This is a genomic window from Pseudomonas sp. ABFPK, assembly GCF_001586765.1.
Lineage (GTDB): Bacteria > Pseudomonadota > Gammaproteobacteria > Pseudomonadales > Pseudomonadaceae > Aquipseudomonas > Aquipseudomonas asiatica.
Genome location: NZ_LQXW01000078.1, coordinates 113,979 through 140,921, shown reverse-complemented (window position 1 = coordinate 140,921; position 26,943 = coordinate 113,979). Strand labels below are relative to the sequence as shown.

The 26,943-nt window shown below is 63.8% G+C and carries 19 protein-coding genes; 7 read left to right on the top strand and 12 right to left on the bottom strand.

Annotated features, from left to right (window positions below; all coding sequences use genetic code 11):
- Positions 1-8 precede the first annotated feature (8 nt).
- Genes WM94_RS27320 through nrfB form a run of 3 tightly spaced genes read right to left on the bottom strand, consistent with a single transcriptional unit; the run spans position 9 to position 6,024 of the window.
- On the bottom strand, positions 9-848 hold the full coding sequence (locus WM94_RS27320; RefSeq protein WP_061552585.1) for a DUF4434 family protein: 840 nt from the start codon (positions 846-848) through the stop codon (positions 9-11).
- On the bottom strand, positions 848-3,853 hold the full coding sequence (locus WM94_RS27315; RefSeq protein ID WP_061552584.1) for a phage receptor: 3,006 nt from the start codon (positions 3,851-3,853) through the stop codon (positions 848-850). The genes WM94_RS27320 and WM94_RS27315 overlap by 1 nt, the downstream gene beginning before the upstream one ends.
- Entirely contained in the window at positions 3,850-6,024 is a 2,175-nt protein-coding gene (gene nrfB / locus WM94_RS27310; protein ID WP_061552583.1) for a cyclic di-3',5'-guanylate-activated glycosyltransferase NrfB, read from the bottom strand. The genes WM94_RS27315 and nrfB overlap by 4 nt, the downstream gene beginning before the upstream one ends.
- Positions 6,025-6,217: 193 nt before the next feature.
- Between nrfB and WM94_RS27305 the strand changes: the two genes are divergently transcribed.
- Complete coding sequence (locus WM94_RS27305) at positions 6,218-6,649, top strand: PACE efflux transporter (RefSeq protein WP_003259966.1); 432 nt, start codon at positions 6,218-6,220, stop codon at positions 6,647-6,649.
- A gap of 181 nt (positions 6,650-6,830) precedes the next feature.
- Positions 6,831-8,390 (top strand): threonine ammonia-lyase, biosynthetic, encoded by a 1,560-nt coding sequence (gene ilvA / locus WM94_RS27300; protein ID WP_082810656.1) that lies wholly within the window; start codon positions 6,831-6,833, stop codon positions 8,388-8,390.
- Between the two features lie 294 nt (positions 8,391-8,684).
- On the opposite strand, the gene WM94_RS27295 is transcribed toward ilvA, so the two are convergent.
- The 5 genes from WM94_RS27295 to WM94_RS30980 all read right to left on the bottom strand — a co-directional run bounded on the left by WM94_RS27295 (position 8,685) and on the right by WM94_RS30980 (position 16,102).
- Positions 8,685-9,866: a hypothetical protein gene (locus tag WM94_RS27295; RefSeq protein WP_039614693.1), complete on the bottom strand. Its 1,182-nt coding sequence runs from the start codon at positions 9,864-9,866 to the stop codon at positions 8,685-8,687.
- Positions 9,867-9,922: 56 nt separating this feature from the next.
- Entirely contained in the window at positions 9,923-10,396 is a 474-nt protein-coding gene (locus WM94_RS27290) for a VOC family protein (RefSeq protein WP_061552582.1), read from the bottom strand.
- 110 nt (positions 10,397-10,506) lie between these two features.
- Positions 10,507-12,126: an NADP-dependent glyceraldehyde-3-phosphate dehydrogenase gene (locus WM94_RS27285; protein WP_061552581.1), complete on the bottom strand. Its 1,620-nt coding sequence runs from the start codon at positions 12,124-12,126 to the stop codon at positions 10,507-10,509.
- 148 nt (positions 12,127-12,274) lie between these two features.
- Positions 12,275-13,945 (bottom strand): leucine-rich repeat domain-containing protein, encoded by a 1,671-nt coding sequence (locus WM94_RS30985; RefSeq protein WP_256207066.1) that lies wholly within the window; start codon positions 13,943-13,945, stop codon positions 12,275-12,277.
- 33 nt (positions 13,946-13,978) lie between these two features.
- Positions 13,979-16,102 carry a dermonecrotic toxin domain-containing protein gene (locus WM94_RS30980; protein WP_256207065.1) on the bottom strand — a complete coding sequence of 708 codons (2,124 nt, stop codon included), beginning with the start codon at positions 16,100-16,102 and terminating at the stop codon, positions 13,979-13,981.
- Positions 16,103-16,442: 340 nt separating this feature from the next.
- Between WM94_RS30980 and WM94_RS27275 the strand changes: the two genes are divergently transcribed.
- From WM94_RS27275 to WM94_RS27265, 3 genes are all read left to right on the top strand, one after another.
- Complete coding sequence (locus WM94_RS27275; protein WP_061552580.1) at positions 16,443-17,597, top strand: hypothetical protein; 1,155 nt, start codon at positions 16,443-16,445, stop codon at positions 17,595-17,597.
- Between the two features lie 72 nt (positions 17,598-17,669).
- Complete coding sequence (locus WM94_RS27270; RefSeq protein ID WP_061552579.1) at positions 17,670-18,788, top strand: glycosyltransferase family 61 protein; 1,119 nt, start codon at positions 17,670-17,672, stop codon at positions 18,786-18,788.
- 44 nt (positions 18,789-18,832) lie between these two features.
- Complete coding sequence (locus WM94_RS27265) at positions 18,833-19,615, top strand: AraC family transcriptional regulator (protein ID WP_061552578.1); 783 nt, start codon at positions 18,833-18,835, stop codon at positions 19,613-19,615.
- A gap of 99 nt (positions 19,616-19,714) precedes the next feature.
- Here WM94_RS27265 and WM94_RS27260 read toward each other — a convergent pair whose 3' ends face one another.
- On the bottom strand, positions 19,715-20,296 hold the full coding sequence (locus WM94_RS27260) for a LysE family translocator (protein WP_039614699.1): 582 nt from the start codon (positions 20,294-20,296) through the stop codon (positions 19,715-19,717).
- A 395-nt stretch (positions 20,297-20,691) separates the two neighbouring features.
- On the opposite strand from WM94_RS27260, the gene WM94_RS27255 reads away from it, so the two are divergent.
- Positions 20,692-22,263 (top strand): TerC family protein, encoded by a 1,572-nt coding sequence (locus WM94_RS27255; protein ID WP_061552577.1) that lies wholly within the window; start codon positions 20,692-20,694, stop codon positions 22,261-22,263.
- Here WM94_RS27255 and rarD read toward each other — a convergent pair.
- Both rarD and WM94_RS27245 read right to left on the bottom strand, forming a co-directional pair.
- Positions 22,226-23,113 carry an EamA family transporter RarD gene (rarD, locus tag WM94_RS27250; protein ID WP_061552576.1) on the bottom strand — a complete coding sequence of 296 codons (888 nt, stop codon included), beginning with the start codon at positions 23,111-23,113 and terminating at the stop codon, positions 22,226-22,228. The genes WM94_RS27255 and rarD overlap by 38 nt on opposite strands.
- Before the next feature lie 32 nt (positions 23,114-23,145).
- Entirely contained in the window at positions 23,146-24,732 is a 1,587-nt protein-coding gene (locus tag WM94_RS27245; protein WP_039614702.1) for a cyclic diguanylate phosphodiesterase, read from the bottom strand.
- Positions 24,733-25,031: 299 nt separating this feature from the next.
- Between WM94_RS27245 and hppD the strand changes: the two genes are divergently transcribed.
- On the top strand, positions 25,032-26,108 hold the full coding sequence (gene hppD / locus WM94_RS27240) for a 4-hydroxyphenylpyruvate dioxygenase (protein ID WP_061552575.1): 1,077 nt from the start codon (positions 25,032-25,034) through the stop codon (positions 26,106-26,108).
- A 38-nt stretch (positions 26,109-26,146) separates the two neighbouring features.
- On the opposite strand, the gene WM94_RS27235 is transcribed toward hppD, so the two are convergent.
- Complete coding sequence (locus tag WM94_RS27235; RefSeq protein WP_061552574.1) at positions 26,147-26,932, bottom strand: CSS-motif domain-containing protein; 786 nt, start codon at positions 26,930-26,932, stop codon at positions 26,147-26,149.
- Between the last annotated feature and the right edge of the window lie 11 nt (positions 26,933-26,943).

Here is a 26,943-nt window from a genome sequence, read left to right as displayed (position 1 = left end):
CTGAAGACTCAATTGGTGGGCAGAACACCCCGGGCCCATGGCCGGTAACGCAGGTCGAACACCGCCTCGGCATGGCACCCGGCGCCCAGCTTCGGCTGGGCAGGCTCAGCCCGAAACGCCTGGCCTGGCGCGCTCACCTGGCGGAACGCCTCGCGCACTACGCCAACCCGGCACGGCAAGGCCTGCTCGTAGCCTTGGCGCACCAACGCGGGCAAGCGCCCGGTCCCGGCGCCATCCTGCCACCACACAGTCAAGCCCAACCCGGCCAGTTGATCCAGCCATGCGGCATTGACCCGCGGTGAGAGTTTGCCGGCGCTGAAAGCGCTGATGTGCAAAGGCTTGTCCAGTTGCCGGTTGAAGGCCTGCAACTGGCTGTGCAGGGCATCCCGGCGCTCGGCCTCGCGAAAGTGATGGTCGTCCAGCTCCATGGGCAGGTACCAGCCGTCCACCGGCAACTGCCACGCCTGGCGCAGTTGCTGATACTGGCTGAGCGAGCGCCCCAGCTGCGCCTTCCAGTAGCTGTTCAGGCCTTCACCGTCCAGCTCGTCGATGCGCTGGTAATAGGCCGGGTCCATGTACAGCCCCAGCACCAGTTGCAGGCCCTGGGCACGCGCGCTGCGCAGGCTGTCGGCCAGCCAGCCCCGGGCACCGCCGAAATCGCTGTCGCCATAGGCGCTCCACTGCACGATCAGGGTTTTGCCGCCCTGGGCCACGGTGGCATGCCACAGTTGCTGCCACTGGGCGGGGGTGACATTGGCGTCGCGGTTGAGGGGTTGGTAGAACAGGCGCTGGTCGGCGCTGGCTGGCAGGCACAGGGCGAGCAGGCAGAGGGCCAGGAACGTACGCATCAGAAGGTCATCTCCCCACCGACCAGCACGCCATTGGCGCGCTCGTATAGATTGCCGCCCAGCGATTGCTGGTACTCGGCACGCACTTTCAGCGAACCGCGGTAGGCGTTGTAGCGGTCATCATCGAACCACCACTGCCAGCGCACGCCCACCCCGGCCCGAGCGTCCTGGCGCCAGTCGTTGCTCGGGTCCTGGCTGGAAAACTCGACAAAACCATAGGGCATGATGGTTTGCGGCGAGCTGCCCGGCAGCTTCCAGGCGTGGCCTTGCTGGTAGCGCGACAGCCAGGCGTGGTCGCCGGCACGGGGCCACCAGGCGGCGTCGAGGTAGAGGAAGCGTTCGTTCCAGTCGTCTTCATCGACCCGCCAGTCGTTGCGCCAGTCGCCCTGGTCGAGGAAAGAAGCGGTGGCCCGCAACAGCAGGTCGTTGCTCGATTCGGCGTGGTGACGCAGGTCGCCCCAGTTGCCGCCGACCTTGGCCGGGCTCAGCAGTTGGCCCAGGCTCAGCCCGCGGTAGTGTTCCTCGTCGATCTGACGCTGGTGGTACAGCTCGGCATACAGGTTGAGGTTGGCCTGGCCGAATGGTTTGTAGCGCAGGCCGACACCGGTACCCATGCTTTGCGCGTAGTCGGTGCGGCTTTGCCCACCGAACAGCACGCGGCCATACACCGACAGGGTGCTGCCGTTGCGGCTGGGCTCCTCGCCCAGGGCGTGGTCCCACATGGCCAGTTGCACGTTCTGCGATTGCGCGCGGCGCGAAGTGCCGCTGCGCTGGCCATTGTCGAGGAACTTGTCGTTGGTCGAGGTGCCGGCCGGCGACCAGGTGCTGGCCAGGGTGATGGTGTCGCGCCGCGACAGGCTTTCGTGGGCGCGGCGCTGGCGGTACCTGCGCGCTTCCAGGCTGCCGTATTCGTCGTCGCCGTCGACCAGGTCCTGCTCCACATCGAGGATGCGGCGCAGTTCGCGGCGCGCCGAAGCGCTGTCTTCGGCTTCGTCGTAGCGCAAGGCCAGCGTCTCGCCAAGGCGGTAGTCCTCGGGGAAGTCGTGGGTGGCGCGTTCCAGGTAGGGGATCGACTGGCGGCGCTGGGCCTTGTCCGTCGAGCCGGCCAGGCGCATGCCGTAGTCGGCGCGGTAGCGTGGCTGGTCGGGGGCCAGGCGCACGGCTTCGGCCAGCCAGGCGCTGCTCTGGGCACTGTCGCCAGCCAGTTGCGCGGTGCTGGAGGCCGCGTAGTAGTGGTCGGCCCGCGGGTTGTGTGCCAGGGCCTGGCGCTGGAAGCCCAGCGCCGCCTGGTAATCGCCTTGGCGCTGGGCGATGGCGGCACCCAGGGCCCAATCGTCGGCGCTATCGTGCGCGGCGGCGTCCCAATAGCGCCGGGCCGCTTGTGCGTCGCCGGCGTTCAACGCGCCGCGAGCGGCAGTGAGGCGGGCGTTGTCGGTCCAGGCACTGTCGGGCTGGGTGCGCCAGATGGGCAGGGCCGCTTCGGAGTCGCCAGCGGCTTCCAGGGCATAGGCCAGGGGCAGGCGGCTCCCGCTGTCGCCCAGGCGCTCGGCGGCCTGGTAGTAGACCACCGCTTCGCCTGGGTGGTCGGGCATGGCGCAGCGGCCCAGGGCGCGGTACTGGCCAGGTTCGCTCGGGCTAGCCGGTACTGCCTGGCGCACGGCGTCGCACTGGCCAGCCTCGGCAAGGCGGCCGAGCAACTGGGCCCGGGTAGTGGCGTCGACCCGAGGGACCAGGCCGAGCATGCGGCGGGCGTCCAGCGGGCCGTCGTTACGCGCATACAGGTTGCCAAGGCGCTGCAGCAGCGACGGTGCAAGGCGGCCTTTGTGGCGGTCGTAGGCCTGCTCCAGCAATTGCCGGGCGTGTTCGTCATGGCCTTGCTGCATCAGCAGGAAGGTGGCTTGCTCCAGTGCGGCCATATCGCCGCTCTGTCGATAGCGTTGCTCCCACTCGGCGGCGGTGCGTGGTTGCGGGGGCTGGGGCGGGTCGCCGTACAGGCGTTGCTTGAGCACGGCGTAGGCCTTGGGGTCAGTGCTGGCTGTGCAGCCCTTGAACTGCTCGCGCGCCAGCTGCGGGTCGTGGCGCGACAACCAGTCCACGGTTTCCAGGCAGGGCCGTTGCAGTTCGTTGCTCAGGCGCTGTACCAGCGGTGCGTCGTCGCCTTCGCGGGCGAGCTCCCACAGTTGCTGGCGCTGCTCGGGCTGGTTCAGCTCTGCGGTGGGCAACGCCTGCAGCCAACGCTGTGCCTGCTGGTTATGGCCGACGGCAATGGCGCGGTTGGCCATGGCCAGGCGAGCCTGGTTGGCTGCGTCGGGGGAGGGGGCGCTGGGCAGCAGTGCTTTCAGCCCTTTCTCATCCACTTGCTGGATGTAGGCATTGGCCAGGCGTTGCCAGTCTTGCGCCGGCAACTGGCCCTGCTCGGCCAGCGGCTGCAGCTGTTCGATGGTCTCCTTCCAGTTGCGCAGTTGTTCGGCGAAGTTGGCCCGGGCCAGGCGCAGAACCTGGCCGTCCCCCTGTGCCGGCAGATGATTGAGCCAGTCCAGCGCCCTGGCAGCACCCCCGAATCTGGCCAGGCTCAGGCTATAGGCCTGCCACAGGCGCACCCGTTGAGCGCCGTCGCTGCTGGCCAGCCATTGTTCCACCTGGCTGGCCGGCGGTGGGTCCTGTTCGATCCAGGTCAGGCGCAGTTCCAGCAGGGCGTTGGCGTGTTCGGGGCTGTCACCCAGTTGTTCGGCGAGGGCTTCGGCCTCCTTGTAGCGGCGCTGGCGAGCCAGGGCCTCCACCAGCAGCGCACGGGCTTCGTCGTTGTTCGGCACCCGGCCTAGCACGTGGCGGGTCAGGCGCTCGACCTCGGGCCAGTTGTCCTTCTTCGCTTCGCGGTAGCTGCGCTCCATGAACGGGTAGCTGGTGAACCGCTGAAAGTCGGTCATCGGCGCCGAAGCGGCGCAGGGCAGTGCGGCGGAACACAGCAACAAGCCAGTGAAGGTGAGGGAAAAGCGCGGCTTCATGCCACCTCCCGGGTCAGGTCAAAGGCGGCCTGCTGTTCGCTAGCCTGTTCGATCAGGGCCTGCTGCAGCACCTGCTCGGTGATGATGCCGCGGGCGATCAGGTGCTCGCCGAGGCTCTGGTGTTCCGGGTCGAAGTCGATCAGCGCCTGGTTGAACAAAGTGACCGGGACCATGCCGCGCACTTGCAGCAGGGCGCCGAGCATTACCTGGTGATGGCTGACCTGTTCGAGCAGCTGTTCGTCGTCCTGATGGCGTTCCAGAATGGCCAGCATGTCGCGGGTTTCCGCCTTCTGCCAGGGGCTTGGGTAGTGGTAGCGCAGGCCCAGGGTCACCCGGCCCTGGGGCGCCAGGCGGGCGCTGACCGGGCGCTTCAGGTGGCGGCTGATTACCCCTAGCGACACCTGGCTGACCGGGCTTTCGCTGGCCAGTACCAGCGTGTCGCCGTCTTCGGCCACCGGCAGCACGCCATAGTGCGTCGCCAGCTTGCGTGGCAGTTTGGCGATCAGCTGCGGGTCGAGCTTGAACGGGTTCAGCGGCGCCCAGGGCAGGTCCATCTGCTCGGCCAGGGTGGCGACCAGCTGTTCGCTGTTCAGCCAGCCGCGCAGCAGCAGCTCGCGGCCCAGGCGCCGGCGTACCGGGCTGGTGATCGCCTGTTGCAGCTGTTCGTCGCTGATCAGGCCCTTGGCCACCAGGCGCTGACCCAGCGGCGTGCGGGCGGGGGCAGCGATGGCGGGGAATTCGTGGGTGGTCTTGTCCCAGGCCACGCGCCGCGAGTCACCCATTTCCATCACCTGGCGCAGGGCACGCAGGTTGGCGAAGAAGTTGACGAAGTTGCTCCACATCATCCGCGGTGCCGACAGCAGCCCTTCGCCGATGCCATAGAAGCGGGTGACGAACCAGGCGCGCTGGAACAAGCGGTTGAACAGCATCAGCCCGTTCAGCCACAGCAAGGTGGTCAGCAGCCAGCTGTCGCTGAGGATCGACATGAAGCGCCACGACTCTGGCGCAATCACCGTGACCAGCCACATGGCCAGCAACACCAGCAGCAACAGGTTGACCAGGAAACTCAGCAGGTAGGCGAACAGGCCGCGGCGGTCGCGCCAGAGGAAGTAGTTGAGCGCGCCCTTGCGACTCCAGCCGAGGTTGCTGGTGCCCTGGAACACGATGCCGACGATCCACCGCGACTTCTGCCGGATGGCATGCTGCCAGTCGCGCGGGAAGTGCTCGCGCACGCAGATCACCTGGCAAAATTCGCGGCTCATGCCCGGGCGCCATTCCTGCTTCAGGGTCAGCGCCGGGTCGGTGATGGAGTAACGGGCGAAAATGCACTTCATGCCCTTCTGCTTCAGGCGGAAGCCAATGTCGTAGTCTTCGGTGAGGCTCTGTACGTCGAAGGCGATGCCGTCGCCGTCCTCGAGCAGCGCGCTGATGGCGCGGCGGCTGAAGCAGGTGCCGACCCCGGCGCTGGGCACCTGGCCGGTCAGGGCCTCGCGCACGATCACGTCCTTGCCGTGGTTTTCGGCGAACTCATCGACATAGTGGCCGGCGGTGAAGCCTTTCCATTCCGGTGCGTAGGGGTAGACCGGGATCTGGATCATGTCCTTGTTCGGCAGCAGGTAGTTGAACAGGCGCAGCTCCATGGGCGAGATCACGTCTTCGGCGTCGTGCAGGATGAAACCGGCAAACTCGATGCCGGCGTCCTGCTGGAAGCGCAGCAGCGCGTCGATGATGTTGTTCAGGCAGTCGGCCTTGCTGGTGGGGCCGGGGCGGGCGCAGACCACCTTGTGCACGTTGGGGTAGTGCAGGCACACGGCGTCGACATCGGCCTGGGTTTGCGGGTCGTTGGGGTAGGTGCCGACGAAGATCTGGTAGTTCTCGTAGTCGATGGTCGAGGCAGCCAGGCGCGCCATCTCGCCCACCACGCCCACTTCGTTCCAGGCCGGGACCATGATGGCCAGCGGTTTCTCCGGTACCTCGAACAGGCGTTTTTCGTCGGCTTTCTCGTACTTGTCGTAGATGCGAAAGCGCCGGATCAGCTTGCGGCCCCAGTAACACAGGTCGATGAACAGATCATCCAGACCCAGCAGGAACATCAGCGAGGCCAGGATGATCGCGAGGATCTTCAGGCCGAACAGCACGTAGGTGAGGAAGTCGATGAATACCAGGCTCATTTGCCGGTCACCGACAGGAAGGGGTGGGCCATCGTCTTTATCCTCGTTCGATTCCCTGGACGAAGTTGTACGACTTGCTGCCTTTTGTACTGGATAGATACAAGCAGCCGAACGCGGGGTTGTCCAAATTTCAGGCTTTTTCTTGTGGGCCACTTCTTGTAGTTTTACAGGTCGTTTACCCAGGGAGCTGAACATGCAAGGCAAGGCACGCAAGATCGTCCAGGCCATCCTTTACGAGGCCATCGCCGTCGCCTGCGTGGCGCCCGCGCTGGAGCTGGCGTTCGGTGCCGGCATGGCGCAGTCGACCGTGCTGTCGGTGCTGATGTCGGGCATCGCGATGAGCTGGAACATGGCCTACAACTGGGTGTTCGAACGCTGGGAAGCGCGCCAGCACCGGCGTGAGCGCACGTTCCTGCGGCGCCTGCTGCATGCGCTGGGCTTCGAGGGCGGGCTGGTGCTGATCCTGCTGCCGCTGGTGGCGTACTGGCTGGATGTCAGCCTGTGGGCGGCGTTGCTGACCAACCTGGCGTTGTTCGTGTTTTTCTTCGTTTATGCGTTTGTCTTCCAGTGGGGCTTCGACAAGGTATTCGATGTGCCGCTTTCGGCGCAGCAGGCCAAGTGTTGACTTTGTGCTGCGCTACCGGCTAAGTTCCTACCCCATGAAAACTTTCCAGCACGTCAACGCCATTATTATTACCGCCATTATCAGTTTGGCGGGCTAGCGCGTACGTGCACCGAACCCGCCCTGGAGGCGGGTTTCTTCTCTCTGACTCCTGGGCAACGTGAACACAGCCAAGGAGTCATCGATGACCAGCTTCGTCAGCCCTCGTTCTACCGTCACCCCCCAGCAACTGCTGTCGGAGCAGGTGCGGCGCATTCTTGCCGCCCCGGTGTACGACCTGGCCATCGAAACGCCTTTGCAAGCTGCGCCTGCGTTGTCTGCCAGCCTGGGCAATCAGGTATTGCTGAAGCGGGAAGACCTGCAGCCTACCTTTTCGTTCAAGATCCGCGGTGCGTATACCCGCCTGTCACGGCTGAGTTCCGTGCAGCGCGAGCGCGGGGTGATCACCGCCTCTGCGGGCAACCATGCCCAGGGCGTGGCCCTGGCGGCATCGCACCTGGGCATGAAGGCCACCATCGTCATGCCTACCACCACGCCGTCGCTGAAGGTGGAGGGTGTACGCTCGCGCGGTGGTCATGTAGTACTGCACGGCGAGAGCTTCCCCCATGCCTTGGCCCATGCGCTGAAACTGGCCGACAGCGAAGGCGCCACCTTCGTGCCACCGTTCGACGACCCGGATGTGATCGCCGGGCAGGGCACCGTGGCCATGGAAATCCTGCGCCAGCGCCCGGGTGCGCTGGACGCCATCTTCGTGCCAGTGGGCGGTGGTGGTCTGATTGCGGGTATTGCCGCTTATGTGAAGTACCTGCGCCCGGAGGTGAAGGTGATCGGCGTCGAGCCGGAGGACTCCAACTGCCTGCAGGCTGCCATGGCGGCCGGTGAGCGGGTGATCCTGCCGCAGGTCGGCACCTTCGCAGATGGCGTGGCGGTAGCGCAGATCGGCGCCCATTGCTTCGAGTTGTGCCGGCACTTCGTTGATGAAGTGGTGACCGTGAGCAGCGACGAACTGTGCGCGGCGATCAAGGACATCTACGACGATACCCGCTCGATCACCGAGCCGTCAGGCGCCCTGGCCGTGGCGGGGATCAAGAAATATGTGGCGCGCGACGGCGTGCAGGGGCAGACCCTGGTGGCCATCGACTCCGGGGCCAACGTCAATTTCGACCGCCTGCGCCATGTGGCGGAGCGTGCCGAACTCGGCGAGCAGCGCGAGGCGATCATCGCTGTCACCATTCCGGAGCAGCCGGGCAGTTTCCGCGCCTTCTGCCAGGCCCTGGGCAAGCGGCAGATCACCGAGTTCAACTACCGCTATTACCCTGGCAAGGAGGCGCGGCTGTTCGTTGGGGTGCAGACACACCCACTACACGACCCGCGTGAGCAGTTGCTGGCCAGCCTGCGTGAGCAGGGCTACAGCGTGCTGGACCTGACCGACAACGAACTGGCCAAGCTGCATGTGCGCCATACCGTTGGCGGCCATGCCGCGCCCGGGGCTGACGAGCGGGTGCTGCGCTTCGAATTCCCCGAGCGCCCGGGGGCTTTGCTGGGCTTTCTGGAGCGGCTTGGCAAGCGCTGGAATATCAGCCTGTTCCATTACCGCAACCATGGCGCGGCAGAAGCACGGGTATTTGCGGCGCTGGAAGTACCGGGGGATGAGTTGGCGGGGTTGCCGCTGGCGCTGGATGAGATGGGGTACCGCTACTGGGATGAGACCGACAACCCGGCTTACAAGCTGTTCCTGGGGTGATTTCGGTGCACCACGAGATTTATAGCGCCTGGCAGATCGAGCGCCGCCCGCGCGGCGCATCGCGAGCTGCGCTCGCTCCTACGTTTGTTTCGGGCCAGTCATGCCTGTGCAGGCGCGCGCGACCGCCTTGTTCGTACGACGCCATATCGAGCCATGCACCAAGGCGTTCGCGCGCAAATCCCACAGGAATAATTGGCCCGAAACAAACGTAGGAGCGAGCGCAGCTCGCGATGCGCCGCGCGGGCGGCGCTCGATCTGACAGGCGCTACAAAGATCAAGGCGAGCCCACGGCCCTCAGCGCTCACGCATGAAGAAGCCGGCAACGAATTTGCGGAAGGTTTCCAGGCTCTTGAAGTCGGCGTAGCGCTTGAAGTTCTCGGTATCCGGTTCGGGGCCGATGGGCTGCTCCAGCAACGATACCGACAACACCCGGTCCTGGTCCGAGGTCATTACCAGTTCGTCCATCACCTGGCCGCCGATCACCGGCCGGCGCATCTGCACTTTCACGCCTTTACCGGCCATCCAGTCGACCAGCGACACCAGGGCCTTGAGCGGCTCGCGTTCTTCATCGCGGTAAACAGGGAACAGATGAGCACGCGATAGCACCGGCACGCTGGCCACATGGATCAGTTCGTAGTAATGGCTGCCGGCACTGGTCGGTGAATAGAGCATCAGCGCCAGCAATGGCCCGCTGGTGCGGTTGCCGCCCCAGTAGAGGTGATGCCCCTGGAAGTCGAAGCCGTCTTCACTTCGGTTATTGAACAGCTTGCGTCCCTTGATCTGGTCCACGCAATCCAGCAGCAGGCCGTGGCGGCGGTGGTTGCCGAACACCGTGGCTTCACGCAGGCGGGACTTGAGCATCATCATGTGCTTCATGTCCAGGCGGGTTTCCAGGTAGTTGCTTGCGGGCACCCGTTCCAGCAGCGGATAGCGGCTGGCAACGCTGCGCAACTCGGCAAACTGCCCGGTCAGGTCCTTTTTCAGGTGCGTGGCATACAGGTTCAGGCCGCTGGTCTCGATCCAGGTCAGCAACAGTGACAGCAGGCGCTGTTGTTCACGCCGTTCGCTGCCGTCGCCACCACTGCTGGTGGTGCTGCTGCGGAAATCACCAATCAGGCGCAACGGTGTGTCGGGCGGTAGCCAGGCAGCAGGTGGCGCGGGGTCGTTCTCGCGCTCGGTCGCTTCGCGCTCGTCCTTGGTGAACGGGCAGCCAGGCGCGTGTTCGGCAGTTCCCGGGTTGTTCTTGAGAAACAGCGTACCGGTGCTGCCGTTGAGGGTGACATTCAGCACCGGCAAGGCATCGTTGCGGCAATCGCAGGCCAGCCACTGGTTGGCGTTGCGCACCTTCATCAGCAACTGGTTGGCCTGCAGCAGGCGCGGGCCGGTGAGGCTGCCGGTGGCAAAGCCGACCAGCAGCTCCTCTTCTGCAGGGGTCAGGCTACGGACCTGGGCGGCGGTTTTGTCGATGATTCGCATGAAGCAGCTCCCAGCTACGAGCCCCAAGCTTCAAGCAAAGTGGCGCCGCTTTCAACTTACTGCGCAGTGCCAGTAAACATCTTCGCAGCACGGGCGCGAATTTCATCGGGGGTCAGGTCCTCCTTGTGGGTGGAAACGAACCAGATGTTGCCGAAGGGGTCTTTCAGGGTGCCGCTGCGGTCGCCGTAGAACTGGTCCGTCACTGCACGCAGCTGGGTGGCGCCGGCCGTCAGGGCCTGGGCATAGACCTTGTCGCAGTCCTCGACATACAGGTGCAGGCCTACGCTGGCGCCGCTGAGCTTCTGGCTGGCGGTGAGGCCGCCTTCCATGTCGCAGGGGTCGCCCAGCATCAGCGACGAATCGCCGATTTTCAGCTCGGCATGGCCAACGCGGCCGCCAGGGGCATCGAGGCGGAACATTTCCACCGCGCCAAAGGCCTTCTTGTAGAACTCGATGGCCTTGGCGGCGTCGTTGATGGCCAGGTAGGGCGTAATGCTGTGCTGGCCTTCGGGAATGGGTTTGGCTGCCATGTTCGACTCTCCTTGGAAGTGGGCGCCGGTTGGCGCCCTTTTGCTTAGAGTCGTTTGCGCTGATGGAAAATCGACAGGGGTGATAGATCGATTTTCTATAAGCGTGGCGGTCAGAAGATGTAGTCGGTGGTCAGGAAGGTCGACTGCCGGTTGCGAATGATCTCGCTGATCAGTTCCTTGTTGGCCTCCTGGAAGCGCGTTGCGACCAGCGTGCGGATAGAGAACACTCGCAGGGCGTCGTGTACCGACAGGGTGCCCTCGGCGCTGTTCTTGCGGCCGTTGAACGGGTAGGTGTCGGGGCCGCGCTGACATTGCGCATTGATGTTGATGCGCCCGACCTGGTTGGCAAAGATGTCGACCAGGCTGCCGATGGTCGCCGGGTCATTGCCGAACAGGCTCAGTTGCTGGCCGTAGTCGGAGTCCAGCACATAGTCGATCACCGTCTGCAGGTCGCGGTAGGGCACTACCGGCACCAGCGGGCCGAACTGCTCCTCGTGGTACACGCGCATGTCGCTCTTCACGGGGTACAGCACGGCGGGGTAGAAGAACGAGCCACGGCTGTGCCCACCACCTTCGTTGAGCACGCGTGCGCCCTTGGCGGTGGCATCAGCGACCAGGCCGTCGAGGTAGTCGACCTTGCCGTGCTCTGGCAGAGGTGTCAGTGCTACGCCAGACTCCCACGGCATGCCAGGCTTGAGCGCGGCCAGCTTGCGCTGGAACTTGTCGAGGAACGCATCGACCACATCCTCGTGCACGAACAGGATCTTCAGCGCCGTGCAGCGTTGGCCATTGAACGACAGCGCACCAGTGACGGCCTCTTCGACGGCGTTGTCGAGGTCCACCTGGGGCAGCACGATGCCCGGGTTCTTGGCATCCAGCCCCAGCGCGGCGCGCAACCGGTGCGGGCGCGGGTGCAGTTTTTTCAGGTCGCTGGCGGCCTTGTGCGTGCCGATGAAGGCGAACACATCGACCTTGCCGCTGGCCATCAGCGCGCTCACCGTTTCCCGGCCACGGCCGTAGATGACGTTGATCACCCCCGGCGGGAAGCTGTCGCGGAAGGCTTCGAGCAACGGCCGAATCAGCAGCACGCCGAACTTGGCCGGCTTGAACACCACGGTGTTGCCCATGATCAGCGCCGGGATCAGCGTGGTGAAGGTCTCGTTCAGCGGGTAGTTGTATGGGCCCATGCACAGGGCCACGCCCAGCGGTGCTCGGCGGATCTGGCCGAGCGTGCCCTGTTCCAGCTCGAAGCGGCTGGAACGGCGGTCGAGGTCCTTGAGGGCGTTGATGGTATCGACGATGTAGTCGCAGGTGCGGTCGAATTCCTTTTCCGAGTCCTTGAGGTTCTTGCCAATTTCCCACATCAGCAGCTTGACCACGGCCTGGCGCTGCTCGCGCATGCGCGCCAGGAAGGTTTCGACATGCTGGATTCGCTCGGCCACGCGCATGTTCGGCCAGGCGCCACGGCCTTTGTCGTACGCCTGCACGGCGGCATCGAGGGCGGTGAGCGCGGTGTCGGCATCGAGCAGTGGAGCGCTGCCCAACACCACCTGGTGCTCATCGTCGCCTTCCTTGAGCCAGACCGGGCTGCGCACTGTGGCCAGTGGGCCGTCCCACCGCCTGAGCTCACCGTTCACCAGGTAGTCGCGTTGTTCCAGGGGGGCTTCCAGGCGCCAGGTTTCCGGGATGTCCTCGGCGCTGGGGAAGAGTGAATCGAGCAGACGGTCCATGGGTACTGCACCTCACATTGCTGGGTGGGTTTCGAGCTGGGTGAAACGCTTCAGCAGCGAGCATGCACCGCTCGCCGGAAAAACACCAGTCTGGCTTAACATGACCACCCGCGCCTGCCTGTTGGACAGGCAGGCATCCGTATTCCTGTCAAAGCGGGAGGTTGAACAGGTCATAGGGTGGGTGCGTCAACCATTGCTGGCGCAGGGCCGGGTCTGCGTCGATCAGGGCCAGGCGCCGCCAGAACTCTGCACGGGCTTGCCGTGGGCGGGACACGAACGGTTCAAGTTCAAGCAAGGGCCTGAGGTCGCGCCGATACTGCAGCGGCAATCGCTGCCACAGGGCCATTTCGGCCGGGCCGGTCTGTTCGAAGAATTCCAGGTAGTCGCCTTCGCACACCAGCAGGTCCACCTGGTGCATCGCGTTGTAGGCCTCGATCTGCGCAAGCACTGGTGAACCCAGCCATTCGCTTTCCAGGCGCAGGGCGTTTGCGACTGGCCGTGGTACGTTGAAACCGTCAGGCAGCCGCAGCAGCTGGTTGTCGCCAATGTCCAGGATGATGGGCTCGATCATCTGGTCCAGGCCTTGCGGCAATTCGCTGAGCGCACAGTCGTTCAGGAACAGCGTCCTCAGGTAGGCCAGCCCGCGCAGGTCCGGGGCCTGCAGCAGCGGGTTGCCCGAAAGGTCCAGCACGCTGAGCCCGGGGTAGCGGTCCAGGGCCTGCTGGGCCTGGGTACTCCAGGTGATGCGGTTGCCTTCCAGGTCCAGCCAGGCGAGCTGCTCAGGGCTGCCCAGGTGGGGCACGGTGTCGAACCGACAGTCGGTCAGCAGCAGGCGATTGAGGTTGGGGAAGCGTTCGTGGAATTCGGCCGGCAACTGGCTGAGCGAACGGTTGTAGCTGAGCGACAGGTGCTGCACATGGGTGAAGTCGTCCGGCAAGGCCAGGCTGGCCAAGGCCTGGTTGTCCAGGTCCAGGCCGGAAAGGTCCAGGCTGTGCAGGCGGCCACCCCCTTCAAGCGTTATTGTCGACAGCCGTCGCCAGGCGTTGAGGATGGGGCGGATGGCCAGGTGTCGCTGGTGAGGGCGCTGCGGATCGGGCCGGGCCCATTCATGCAGGTCGCGGCGCAAATTTTCCAGACGCTGCTGCAGGTCATGCAGGCGCTGTGTGGGTGAGCGAATGTCATCGACGTACAGGTTGTCCTCGTCGTTGCCTAGCCAGTTTTCGAATTCCCAGTCGGTGGCGTCAGGGAACAAGCGGCGATAAGCCCCGGCCAGGGAGCTTGCCAGGCGCGGCTGAGGCGGTTCGGGGTCAAGCGGCCGACCGCCGCGCAAGTTGCCCATGGGCTTGCGCAGCAGCGCGCGGTGCCCCCAGAGCCGTTGGGCGAGTGCCTCCCTGTGCTGGTCGACCCAACCCAGTACGCGCTGGCGTAGCGAGCTGCCATCGGCCGTCGTGATGCCCAGCGTATCGCGATGTGGGCGCGGCAGTGCCTGCTCGATGGCGCGGCAGAGGTCTGGATCAAGCGGTGCAGGTGCAGGGCGCTCGCCCCGGTCGACCTCATAGCCTTCGACCGATTTGATCACGCGGCGCAGGGTGCCGGCCTGTTCGCGGCCGGCATGCTCCAGCAAAGGGCCTCCGGGGCTCGCACCGTGCAGCTCCAGGCGCAGGTCCGCGGGCCAGTCAGGCATGGCATCCAGGGCGCTGAACAGCAAGCGTTCGCTGTCGCTGCTGGCCCGGGCTGGCTGAAGCACACCTTCCAGTGCACGTACCAGCGGCAGCTCGCTGTGCACCTGCTCCAGCAACTGGCGAACCTGTGTGGGCAACTGACTGTGCTCTTGCCAGGCGAACGTTTCGGCCTAGCTCAGCGGCGCCAGCAAGCGTCTGGCCAAGGCAGGGGACAGCCGCGCATAGGCGTCGAGCAGCTTCTGCGTTGCCGGGGTGGCGGGCGCGCTGCCATTGTAGAGCCGCTCGAACAGGCCTGGCGGGGCTTTGTCGGCCAACGCCTCTACCTCGGCCTGTGCCGTCATGCGTTGCAGGGTATCGAGCAACAGCGGGGGCGTTGGTTGGCCTTCCAGGTGCACCCGGCGCAAGCGCGCGGTGTCGATGCCGCAGAGGCGCCCTGCCTTGGCCAGCTGTTCTGGTGTGAACGCGGCATACGCCTCGCCAAGACGGCGCGCCAGCTTCGCGAATGGCCACTGGCCGGACTGTTCATGCTGGCCGCGCCAGGCACCTTGGGCATTGTGCGCCAGCGGTGGCTGCCAGGCATCGGGCGTGTCGGGGTGAATGGCCCGCCATTGCTGCAGGTTGTGGTCAAAGCGTTGTTCGAAGAGCTGGCCGTCCATGCGGATGAAATACCGGCCCTGGTACAGGTACTGGCCAAGTGCATTGGGCTGCAGGGCTTGCGGCAGTGTCACGGCACTGCGGTAGGGCGCGAGGTCTTCATTCCAGAGCCGGTAGCGCCCGTCGCTGCCGCGTACCTGCTGCAGGCTTTCCATCAACGGGCTGTTGAACAGCTTGGGTACCACCTTGCCCGCCGCCACGAAGCCGCCGATCAGGGCCAGGTTCAGGCCGACCGCCTCCAGGTGGCGCAGCGCCAGGTGACGGTCGCCTTCATGCCAGGCCTGGTAGCCTTCGAAGGCCTCGCCGAGCAGTTGGCAGGCCGTGACGGCCAGCATCAGTGTGCCAGCACCTGGAATGAAGAACGCAGCAATATTCAGAGCATCCAGGCCAAGGTTTTCCCACTCATCCAGGCGCCTGGCCCGCGCGTTGGCATCGGCCATCGCGGTGGGGACCGCGAGCAGGCTGGCTTCGTGCTTGAGGCGGGCCAGGTGCAGGTCCTGGTAATGGCCGAAAGGCTCGGCTGTGATAGCCACGCGTGTGGGACGCAGGTCCGCTTGCGCTGCACGCTGCCAAGGGCGGTCATAGGCAGTATTGCCTGTGGCGTCGAGGTTCTGCTGCAACAGGTCGAGAAAGTGCGTGCGCTGGTCCTGCCTGATGTAGGCCGTGAAGGCTTGGCGGGCATCGGGCTCCAGCAGCAAGGTCGCCAGCGTGTCGTGTACCGCGTCCAGGTTGCTGCATTGGCGCAGGGCCGGGTCATGGCCGGGCAGATACAGCGCCAGCCCCGCACCGCCGGCATCGATCAGCATGACCTCGTGCAGGGGCGTGCCGAACAGCGCCAGTTGCCAGCACGGTACGGTGCCACCCTGCAACAGCCGTTCGATCTGGTCAAGGGTGCTGCCATCAAGCAGGTGCCGCATATAGGCAAGGTCGGCCGCCAGGCGCAGGCGGTCTTTCTGCACCCTGATGGCCAAGCCCCGTGTGGCGGGTTGGGCGAGGTGCTGTTCCAGGTGGGCCTGGTAAGCCTTGCCCAGGTCCAGGTCACGGCACAGGGTGGCGAAAGCGGCCGGTGCGAGTGGCAGCCGTTCCACCTGGTAGTGCTCCGACTGCAATGGAAAGTGTGCGACGGGTACTTGCATGCCGACAGGGACGGCGCCTTGTATCTGAATCGGCGTGACATGAATGTTATCGCCCAGGGCAATGGCACTTTCAGCAGTGAACACCTCGTCACTGGCGAAGTTCTGCAGCGCGGCCTGCAGCAAGTTGTCGCGTCGATGGCTGAATAGATAGCGCAGGGCGGCCCAGTGCCAGTTGCGCTCGACCCGCAATAGCTGGCTATTGCGCAGCTGCGCGTGAAAGCCGTGTTCGGCAAGACGCCGTTGCAGCAATGGCTCGGCGAATTCTGTGATTTGTTTCAGGCCTTTGAGTGAGTTGGCCAAGGCTGCTTGCGCCTGCATCAGGCGCGCCTGGCTGGCGCACGCTGCTTCACGCAGGTCGGGGGCAGCATTGGCGAACCAGTCCTGCCTCTTCCACGGGGCGACCTGGGTTCGCTTCAACGCGGCCCACTGATTGGACGTTACCTGGCGAGCCCAGTGCGGCAACTGCGCCTGAAGCAGGGGTTGATGGGGATTGATGGCTGGCATGTCGATGCTCCTTTCATGCAAAAGGGGGCATCAAACGTCAATTCCAGACAGGCGAGTGGTAATGGGATAACGCGGCTTGGATATATCGGTGGAAATTCGCTGTCTGAATCGGTCATTCATGCAGGAAATTTGACGTCATGAAACTTTACATGGCGTGAGGAAGCTTTAAGGAAATGCAATCAAAGTGCCACTTGATAAAGTGTTTGGGCGCACCTTAAATTGTTAATTGATATGGGGGTTTCTGGATAATTTCAGAATATCAACATGATACGTGCTTTTTACTGAATTGCTGTCCTTTTCCGATTGACCATGCTGTGTCTCAAAGGACGTCGAAGAAGAAATGAAAGCGACCTTGACGGCAGCGGCGAGGAAACTCGTCTCGCCCTCCATACGCTACGAAATCAGACACCTGGCCAGCAAGGTATCTGAAGTGATGGCGCGTGCCTGTTTCTGGCGCTGGGAAGTCGCCAGGTTCAGGTTGCAGCAGGAAAGCCCCTACGAAATCATCTATATCGGCCGGAAGCAGCAACGGGAAATGGCCAAGCTGCTGATTGCCGGCAAGGGTTCGGGCAATGCTGCAATTGTTGACAGCGCAAGCGCGACGGTAGCGGCCAATCACGTGGTGGTGGTCAGCGAAATGCCGACGTCGGGGGCATTGTCGGTACCGCATTACCTGAGCGCCGTGGTGCCGCTGGGGCGCTCGCTGGAGGATATCACCGCGCGCTACGACAGCGAGTTGCGGCGCAGCATCCGCAAGAACCGGCCGCTGTACCAGATGCGCCAGGCCCGGTCGGATGACGAGATCGCCATGGCCGACCGCAACCTGCTGCGCCCTTATGCCAGCGCCAGGCAAGGTATCCACGCCGCGCAGTTTCCCACTGAAGAAGTGTTCCGCATTGCCAGGGGCGTCGGTCGGCTCGACTTGATCACCTGGGGTGATGAAGTGATCGGCTGCCACCTGGGCTGTGAAGTGGTGCGCGGTGGCAAGCGTTATTGGAGCACCCTGCGTTTCGGCTATTGCGAGGCGGTGTTCACCGATGCGCGGAAGTTGCGCGAGGTAAATTCGATCACCACCTTCATGGCCCTGGAGTGGGCACTGGCGCAGGGCTTCGACTATTACGATATCGGCCTTTGCCTGGCGCGCCCGGATGACGGTTTGTTGAAGTGGAAGCGCCGCCGCGGTGGCGATATCGACTCGCTGGGTAACCATGCCTACCTGTTTGTCCGCTTGCCCAGAACCGGCACGGCGAAGTTCCTCTGGGATACACCGATGTTCGCGGTCGAAGGCGACAAGCTCACGCTGCACCTGGGGTTGCCCGAGGGCGCGAGTGACGAGGAAGTTGCCAGCCGCTACCAGGAAATGGTGTTTGGCGGCCTGCACAAGATCTACTTCTATGGGGGCAACGGTACGGGCGAAACGTTCGTGGAAAGCCTGCGTCACCGTTACGCCAACCTGCGGTCACCACCCACCATGGAAAGGGTCACGTGCAGCTGAGCGGTTGCCAGGAGGCGTTGATCTGGCGCCTTGCGCCAGGCTTTTGACCTTGTCATCAAGGGAGGACGCTTCATGGGAAGCGACATCTCGAAGTTCAGTGCATCGCCTGCGGCCAGGCAGCACACCTGGACCCTGGCCGCCTACCGCTACATGGCGCGCAAACGGCTAGGCAGGAACAGCGGCATCGACCTCAAGAGCGTGGCGGACAAAAGTTGGGACATTGCCCCGGGAGAAGTCACGGTTTCGCCCCCGGCCGTTTTCCTGCCAGGCCAGCTGGAGCGAGTAACGGGGTGGGAAGGCAAGCGTTTCTATCCCTACGTGCACCCTGCGCGCACCATGGAAGGCGGCATCAGCACGCTGCAAGGGCCAACCCGGGGCTACCTGATCAAGGAGGTATGGCTGGTCGACGGGGCGTTGTACAAGGGCAAGGCCAGCCAATGGCTGTCGTTGAAGCCGGGCCCCTTTCCGAGCATCGTCGTGGAAAACGAAATCGACCGCGCTGCCATCTATTGCACGCAAAACGGCAACACGTGGTTCGGTACCTGGCTGATGGAGGATTGCCCGACCTATGCGCTGGCCTGTAACGAAGGCATACCGGTAACCACCGCGCCCTCGGCCAGATTCCCGCTGTTTGCCCAGGCCCCGGCCTATGAAGACTGGCTGGAAATGAACCCGCTGCGCCTGCGCAGTGCGTTTTTCCGTGAGCTGGTGCTGTTCGATGACCAGGCCAACAACCGCAGCCGGCATGCCCGCTACCGGGCCATGGGCGACAAGTTGCTGTCGCATGTGCCGCATGCGCCGCACCCGGGGGTGTTCCTGCTGCGTGGTGGCGATGGTGACCTGCGCCTGCTGCGCAATGAGCTGGCGCTGGCGGAGCATTTGCGCGCCACCCGCGGTTTTCGCATCGTCAACCCGCTGAAGTCCGATGTGCCGAGTATCGTCGCGGCCTGCGCCGGGGCGAGGGTGGTAATCGGTGTGGAGGGTAGCCAGCTGGTGCATGGGGTCAACGTACTGCAGGCCGGTGGTTGCCTGCTGACGTTGCAGCCGCCCAATCGGTTTGTCAGCTACTACAAGTACCTGACGGACCGAGACCACCAGCATTTCGGCTTTGTGGTCGGGATACCGGACGGCGATGGTTTCACGATCGATGTCGGCGAAGTTGAGCGGACGCTGGACCTGTTTCCGCGATAGGCGTGTAGTATTCAGGCGCATGGCAGCGGCGAGCGGGGTGAGGGATGATCGAGGTATCACGGTTCTGGCGCGACCCGTCGTTGCCCTTTGTCGAGGCCCGGCGGGTAGGGGACGGGCGCCAGGTGTGCTACGCCGCGCATTCCCATGAGAGCTTTTCCATCGGAGTGATAACGGGTGGGCGCAGCTCCTATCTGTACGGTGACCAGTGCATAGAGGTGGCTGCTGGTACCACGGTGCTGATGAACCCAGGTGTGGTGCATGCCTGCAACCCCATCGACGGGGAACACTGGTCCTACCTGATGATGTTCGTCGATATGCCCTGGTTGCAGGCGCTGGGGTTCACTTTGCCGGCCCGGCCCTGGAGTAGCTCGCCGGTGTTGTACCGGAGCCTGTTGCAGGCCTTTGCCGACCTGTTCGACGCCGGCGTGCCAGACCGGGAAGGGCGCCTGGCGGCGCTGTTTGGCGCACTTCCAGGTTTGCTTGGCGGCGATGCCAGCGTCAACGACGAGGGCAACCCACGACTGGACACGGCGGCAGCGTTCATTCGCGCCCATCGTGGCGACCCGCTGAGCCTGGACGACATCTGCGCGGCGTGCGGCCTGTCGCGTTCCTACCTGATTCGCGCGTTCCGCCAACGCTTCGGCCTGACGCCGCATGGTTACCTGCTCGACCAGCGCGTGCAGCTGGCCAGGGCGCAGTTGCGTCAGGGCCGAGCTATTGCCGAGGTTGCGCAGGAGGCCGGGTTTGCCGACCAGGCGCACCTGCAGCGGGCCTTCAAGCAGCACTTGGCGGCGACACCGGGGCATTACCGCAATGCATTCGGCTGAATTGCCATTTTTGGCGGTGGCGGCCCTATCGCCGGCAAGCCAGCTCCCACAGATACTGCGCAGGCCTTGAGGGCAGCGATAGGGCCGGTGCAGCCAGGCTCAAATGACCAGATAGACCGCGCTGCCCACGAGCAGCAGCGCCAAGCCCCGATTCAGCAGGCGCATGTGCCGTGGGTTGCCGAGGTACTGGCGAACCACGCTCCCGGCCCACGCCCAGCTGGCCACTGAAATGAAGCAGATCGGCCCGTAGATCCAGGCAAACAGCCACAGCAGCTGCTGCTCACCGCCGGTATAGGCACCAACCCCGGCCACCGCTGCCAGCCATGCCTTGGGATTGAGCCATTGCATCGCCGCGCCGTGCCAGGCCGAGGGAGCCTGGGTGGGATGGGCACTGCCCAGTTGCCCATCGTCGCTGGCCAGCTTCCATGCCATGTACAGCAGGAACCCCACGCCGCCCCAGTGCAAAATCAGGCCCAGCAAAGGCCAGCGCAGCAACAATTGATGCAGGCCCAGCCCGACCAGCACCAGCAGCAGGCAGAAGCCCAGCGTGGCGCCAGCCACATGTGCCAGGCTGGCACGCAGGCCATGGCGGGCACCGCTGCCCAGCGCAACGATGTTGACCGGGCCGGGGGAGATCGAGGCCGCAAGTGCGAAAGCGGCCATGGACAGGGACAGGCTCATGAGGGGGATCCGTTTGGTTGAGGTGGGCCTTCATGCTCGGGCATTGACAGCCTGCGGTATTGAAGAAAAGTACCTCACGCACGGCCTGCGCATTTTTGTGTAGGAGCGGCCTTGTGTCGCGATCGGGCCGCGGAGCGGCCCCAGCTGTTGATGCAGCGCTCCTGAAACCTGGGGGGCGCTGTGCGGCCCGTTCGCGACACAAGGCCGCTCCTACAAGGTTGTTACAGGTTTTGTAATAGTTTTGCGCTATTACGGAAAGCTGCTGTGCTTGTAGGATCATTTTCCCAATTTGCTAACAAGGTCTATATGAGCACCTTCGCGGAGCCCCCCAGTCCCCGGTCTTCCCGGCCTTCTTTCACCCGTCCTCGTGACGCTGCCCTCGTGAGTACCCGCTAATGGAATGGCTAGCCGACCCCACGGCCTGGCTGGGCCTGTTGACGCTTATCGTCCTCGAGCTGGTGCTGGGTATCGACAACTTGGTGTTCATCGCCATCCTCGCCGACAAACTGCCGCCGCATCAGCGCGACCGCGCACGGGTCATTGGCCTGAGCCTGGCGTTGATCATGCGCCTTGGCCTGTTGGCCAGTATCTCGTGGATGGTCACCCTGACCGCGCCGTTGTTCGAGGTGTTCGAAAAGAGCTTCTCGGGCCGCGACCTGATCATGCTGTTCGGTGGCGTGTTCCTGCTGTTCAAGGCCACCATGGAGCTGCACGAACGCCTGGAAGGCCACGTGGCCCAGGCCAGCGGCACGGTACGCCACGCTGCGTTCTGGCCGATCGTCGCGCAGATCGTGGTGCTTGATGCGGTGTTCTCGCTGGACGCGGTGATCACCGCGGTTGGCATGGTCGAGCAGTTGTCGGTGATGATGATCGCGGTGATCTTCTCGATCGGCATCATGATCGTTGCCAGCAAGCCGCTGACCCGCTTCGTCAACGCCCACCCCACGGTGATCATGCTGTGCCTGGGCTTCCTGATGATGATCGGCTTCAGCCTCACCGCCGAAGGCCTGGGCTTCCATATCCCCAAAGGTTACCTGTACGCGGCCATCGGCTTCTCGATCCTGATCGAGCTGTTCAACCAGCTGGCCCGTGCCCGCCGCAAGCGCAGCCTGCAGCAGCACCGGCCGCTGCGTGAGCGCACCGCGCATGCCGTGCTGCGCCTGCTGGGTGGCCGCCGGGTCGAGGCTGACGAGGTGGGCGAGGAAATCGCTGACCTGGTCGAAGGCGGTGAGGAGCAGGTGCTGTTCGACCGCCGTGAGCGGGTGATGATCAGTGGCGTGCTGAACCTGGCCGAGCGGCCTATCCGCACGGTGATGACCGCCCGCGCCGAGGTCGATGTGATCGACCTGGCGCAGCCGGCCGACGCCATTGCCCAGGCCCTGGCCAATTCGCCGTACTCGCGCCTGCCGCTGATCCGCGATGGCCGCGTGGACGAGCCACTGGGCTTCGTGCACAAGAAGGAACTGCTCAAGGAGCTGCTGTCGGGCAGCCAGCCCGATCTGGAAGGCATGGCCCGAGTACCGCTGAACCTGCTGGAGAGCTTCAGCATCCTCAATGCCCTGGAGCAGATGCGAGGCCAGTCGACGCACATTGCTTTCGTCGTCAACGAGTTCGGTGACTTTACCGGCCTGCTGACCATGACCGATATCCTGGAGTCGATTGCCGGCGAGTTACCGGATGCCAGCGAGGTCGAAGGCCCGGGCATCGTTCAGGAAGGTGAAGGCTTTGTGGTCAGCGGCGCGTTGAACCTGAGCCAGGTGCAGGCGCGTACCGGCTTCTGCGCCCGAGCCACCGAGGACTACCAGACCCTCGCGGGCCTGGTGATGAGCCTGCTCGACCGCCTGCCTATGGTTGGTGACCGCCTGGCCTGGAATGGCTGGACGCTGACCGTGGAGGCGGTCGAGGAGCGGCGGGTGCGTCAGGTTCGGCTTACACCGAACGGCGACGTTGACGCAGCAGGTGCTTGAAACCCTCGATCACCAGCACCAGCACCGCGGCCCAGATAGGAAGGTAGGTCAGCCACTGATCCGGGCCGATGGTTTCGCCCAGCAACAGCGCAACGCCTACCAGCAGCACTGGCTCGACGTAGCTGAGCAGGCCGAACAGGCTGAAAGGCAGCAGGCGGCTGGCCAGCACGTAGGCGATCAGGGCCGAGGCGCTGATCGCCCCGAGGATCGGGATCAACGCATACAGCCCAGGGTGTGCCTGCAGATCCGCAGCGGAAAGCGGACCCTGGATCACGAAATACAGCGCCCATGGCAACAGCAGGCACATGTCGCACCACAGGCCGCCCAAATGGTCGGTGCGGCAGCGCCTGCGCAACACGAAATAGATCGGGTAGCCGATCGTCACCACCAGGGTTTCCCAGGCGAAACTGCCATGCTGATACAGCTCGTGGCCCACGCCCAGAGCAGCGCAGGCCACGGCCACCTTCTGCAGCCGTGACAGGCGCTCGCCATACACCAGCCGCCCGGTCAGGACCATGGCCAGCGGCAGCAGGAAATAGCCCATCGACACTTCCAGGCTGCGCCCGTGCAGGGGCGCCCAGAGGAACAGCCACAGCTGCACGCCCATCAGCCACGATGTGCCGACCATGCCCAGCAACAGCAGCGGCGTATGTTTTACCCGGGCGAGCAGTTCGCCCACCCGTTTCCAGTCTTTCGAGACAAGCATGAACAGGGTCAGGCAGGGCAGCGTCAACAGGGTGCGCCAGCCAAAGATCTCCTCGCCATCGAGCGGCGTGAGCAGAGAGGTATAGAAGTACATCACGGCGAACAGACAGGACGCCATGACCGACGAAAGAATGCCTTTTGACACGAATGCCTCGAATAGGGAATTGAGCAGGTGGATCAGCCGCGCATGATCTCAGGGGGCGCGGCTTGCGGCAACCGCGACGCAGCCGGGCGTGCGGCCAGCGCTTCGAGGAACTGGGCAGCCGGCATGGGCCTGGCGAACAGGTAGCCTTGCTGGAAGTCCACCTCATGACGGGCCAGGTAGTCGCGCTGGGCTTCTGTTTCCACGCCTTCGGCAACGATGCCCAGGCCCAGCTTGGCCGATAGCTCGATGATGGTCTCGAGGATGTGCACCGACAGTGCATCGCCACCGATCATGGCCACGAAGCTCTGGTCGATCTTCAGGTAGTCGACCTTGAACTGGCGCAGGTAGTTGAGGCTTGACTGGCCGGTGCCGAAGTCGTCCAGGGCGATCTTCACACCCATGGCGTCGAGCTTCTCGAACAGTTCCAGGGCCACCGGCGTGGGCTCGATCAGCTTGCGCTCGGTCAGCTCCAGGGTCAGCACCACCCGGCCTGGCGGGAAGTGCTGGAGGAAGGTTCGGCAATCGTCCAGCAGGCTGAAGTCGCGGCAGTGGTCGGCGGTGATGTTGATGCCGATATGGAAACCGTCCTCCAGCAGCCCGGCAAAGGGTGCCAGGCTCTGCGCGGTGTGCATCATCAGCGCACGGGTCATGGCGACGATCTGCCCGCTGTGTTCGGCGTAGGGGATGAACAGGTCGGGGCGCACCAGGCCTTCGCGCGGGTGGTTCCAGCGCATCAGCACTTCGGCGCCAGCCCAGCGGTAGTCGCCCTTGCGCACTACCGGCTGGAAGTACGGCAGGAACTCGTCGGCCTCCAGGGCCCGGCGCAGTTCGGCACGGGGCGAGGTGGCGCGGCGAACCTGCCAGCGGCACACCAGGCCGGCCACCGCGCCCAGTATCAGCAGCAGACCGAACAGGGCGGGATAGTGGCTGCGCCACAGCTGGCCCTGCTTGTCGGCGCCGTAGCCGCCATGCACGCTGAACGGGTAACGGGTCGAGCCCAGCTGCACATTCGCGCTGGCCGCGGCAGGTGGCACGCCCTTGTGCACGATGCCATCCTTGCCCAGCCAGGCATCGCCCACGCGGATCTGCAGCTCTTCATCGGGGCCGATCAGGCGCAGCGCCGTCAGCAGGTGTTCGCCATCGACCGTACTGATCGCGCCGCGGTCGCCGTCGCTGGCCCGATACACCAGCAGCGGGTGCCCAGGGGTGACCGAGTTGCCGTCCATCAGCCACAGCTTGCCGTCGATGTAGTCGCCGGGGTTGACCGGCTCGTCGAATGCGCCAAACAGCGAGGTGCAGTAAAGGGCGTTGTGCCGGAACAGGTTGGTCGAGCGTACGAAGGCGTTGCGCGTGACCTGGGCGCGCAGCATGAGCTGGGCCTCGTCGCATGGGCTGTCGACAAGCGGAAGCAGAGCATGGGCAGCGCTGGACAGGTTGTCGAGAATGCGCTCGACGTGCTCCACCACCTGGCGGGTGGTAGCCTGGCTGCTGGCGTGCATTTCACGCTCGATCTGCCAGTTCATCACGGCCAGGCCGCATGCCACGGGCAGCACGCCGACGACCCAGGGCAACAGGGTGCGCCAGCCGAGGCCGGCGCGGCGTTTGACGGTAAGGGGCATGCTGACCTGATCTGTATAAAGGATTACGAGAGGATAGCCGCTTGTCGGAACCGGTGAGCAACTAAAGGGCGACAAACCATTTTACGCAATGTAGAATCCATTTACGAATACAACAATAAGGTCCTTCGATGCCGAAGGATCAAGCCCGCCGAGAATGGGTCCATATGACATACCATGGGTTCAAGCTGATAATAGGTGATTTCCTCGCCCGCAGCGTGCGGGGTATCCCGTGCTCCCCGCCGTTTCCGTTCCACATCCCACGCAATCAATAATTTTTCGCTGCAGATGAGGACACGAACATGGCTGATATCTTCGACAATCCGATGGGCCTGATGGGCTTTGAATTCATCGAACTGGCTTCGCCGACCCCTGGCGTGCTCGAGCCGGTATTCCAGATGCTGGGCTTCACCAAGGTCGCTACCCACCGTTCCAAGGATGTGCACCTGTATCGCCAGGGTGACATCAACCTGATCCTGAATAACGAACCCAAGAGCATCGCCTCGTACTTCGCTGCCGAACACGGCCCGTCGGTATGCGGCATGGCGTTCCGCGTGCGCAATGCCCATGAGGCCTATGCCCGCGCCCTGGAACTGGGCGCCCAGCCGGTGGAAATCGAAACCGGCCCGATGGAACTGCGCCTGCCGGCGATCAAGGGCATCGGCGGTGCGCCGCTGTACCTGATCGACCGTTTCGAGGAAGGCAGCTCGATCTACGATATCGACTTCAAGTTCATCGAGGGTGTGGACCGCAACCCGGTGGGTGCCGGCCTGAAGATCATCGACCACCTCACCCACAACGTTTATCGCGGGCGCATGTCGTACTGGGCCGGCTTCTACGAGAAGCTGTTCAACTTCCGCGAAATCCGCTATTTCGACATCAAGGGTGAGTACACCGGCCTGACTTCGCGTGCCATGACCGCACCGGATGGCATGATCCGCATCCCGCTGAACGAAGAATCGTCCAAGGGCTCCGGGCAGATCGAAGAGTTCCTGATGCAGTTCAACGGCGAAGGCATCCAGCACGTCGCCTTCCTGACCGATGACCTGCTCAAGACCTGGGACGCCCTCAAGGGCTTCGGCATGCGCTTCATGACTGCACCGCCGCAAACCTACTACGAGATGCTCGAAGAGCGCCTGCCAGGTCACGGCGAGCCGGTCGACCAGTTGAAAGCACGCGGTATCCTCCTCGATGGTGCCTCCGAGCCTGACGACAAGCGCCTGCTGCTGCAGATCTTCTCCGAGACCCTGCTCGGCCCGGTGTTCTTCGAGTTCATCCAGCGCAAGGGGGATGACGGCTTTGGCGAAGGCAACTTCAAGGCCCTGTTCGAATCCATCGAGCGCGACCAGGTACGTCGTGGTGTGCTGAGCACCGAGTAACCCCAGGGTACCGCCGTCACGATTCGATGGCGGCGGTATCAACCCTTCTTCTTGCCCGAAATGGTCAGGCCCAGGTACATGATGAACATGCTGGCGACCCCGACCAATACCAGCGAGGGCAGTACCTGATGCAGGGATAGACGAAACTCCTGGGTGGCGTATCCTTTGGGGTAACCGCCGATCACCACGTAACCATGTTTCTGGGAAACCGATCGCTCGTTGAATTCGACCTGGGAGGGCCGTTGTGCGTCGCGGCTGTCTCCCTCGCTCCAGATATACAGGTCGCCGAATTCCAGAAGCAATATCAGGCCGTCCTGGAAAGCACGCAGTTCGTCACGCAGCTGCCGACCGTACGCTGTTGCGATTATCCCAGGGTTGCTGTTCGGTCTCTGGACTTTGATGATCGCCGCGTTAGGCGACGATGGAGCGTCGAATGCCAGCTCTGTCTGCCGTCCGGACAGGGCAAAAGCCGAGTTATACGCCAAAGGGTCCATGTCCGTCGCACAATACGCTTGTTGGTCGCGGGTGAGTATCAGTGAGCGAAGGTGCTGGCTGTTGGCGACTCTCTGCTCCAGCGTACCGAGCACTTCGTCACAGGGCTTGCCTGCCAATGGCAGGATCAGGTCCAGATCGCCTTCCATGCGGCCCAGTGCCTGGTCGATGCTGAAAATCGCCTCTTGAACAGAAACCTTGGCATTCTCCTCAAGTTTTCTGTCCAATTGATAGTTCATCATCAGTAACCCGGACAGTACCGGTATTGCGCCGATGGACAATATCAACAGTAACTTCCGCCAGTTGATGCCGAGACTCGGTATTGCTGCCATAGGACCGCCGC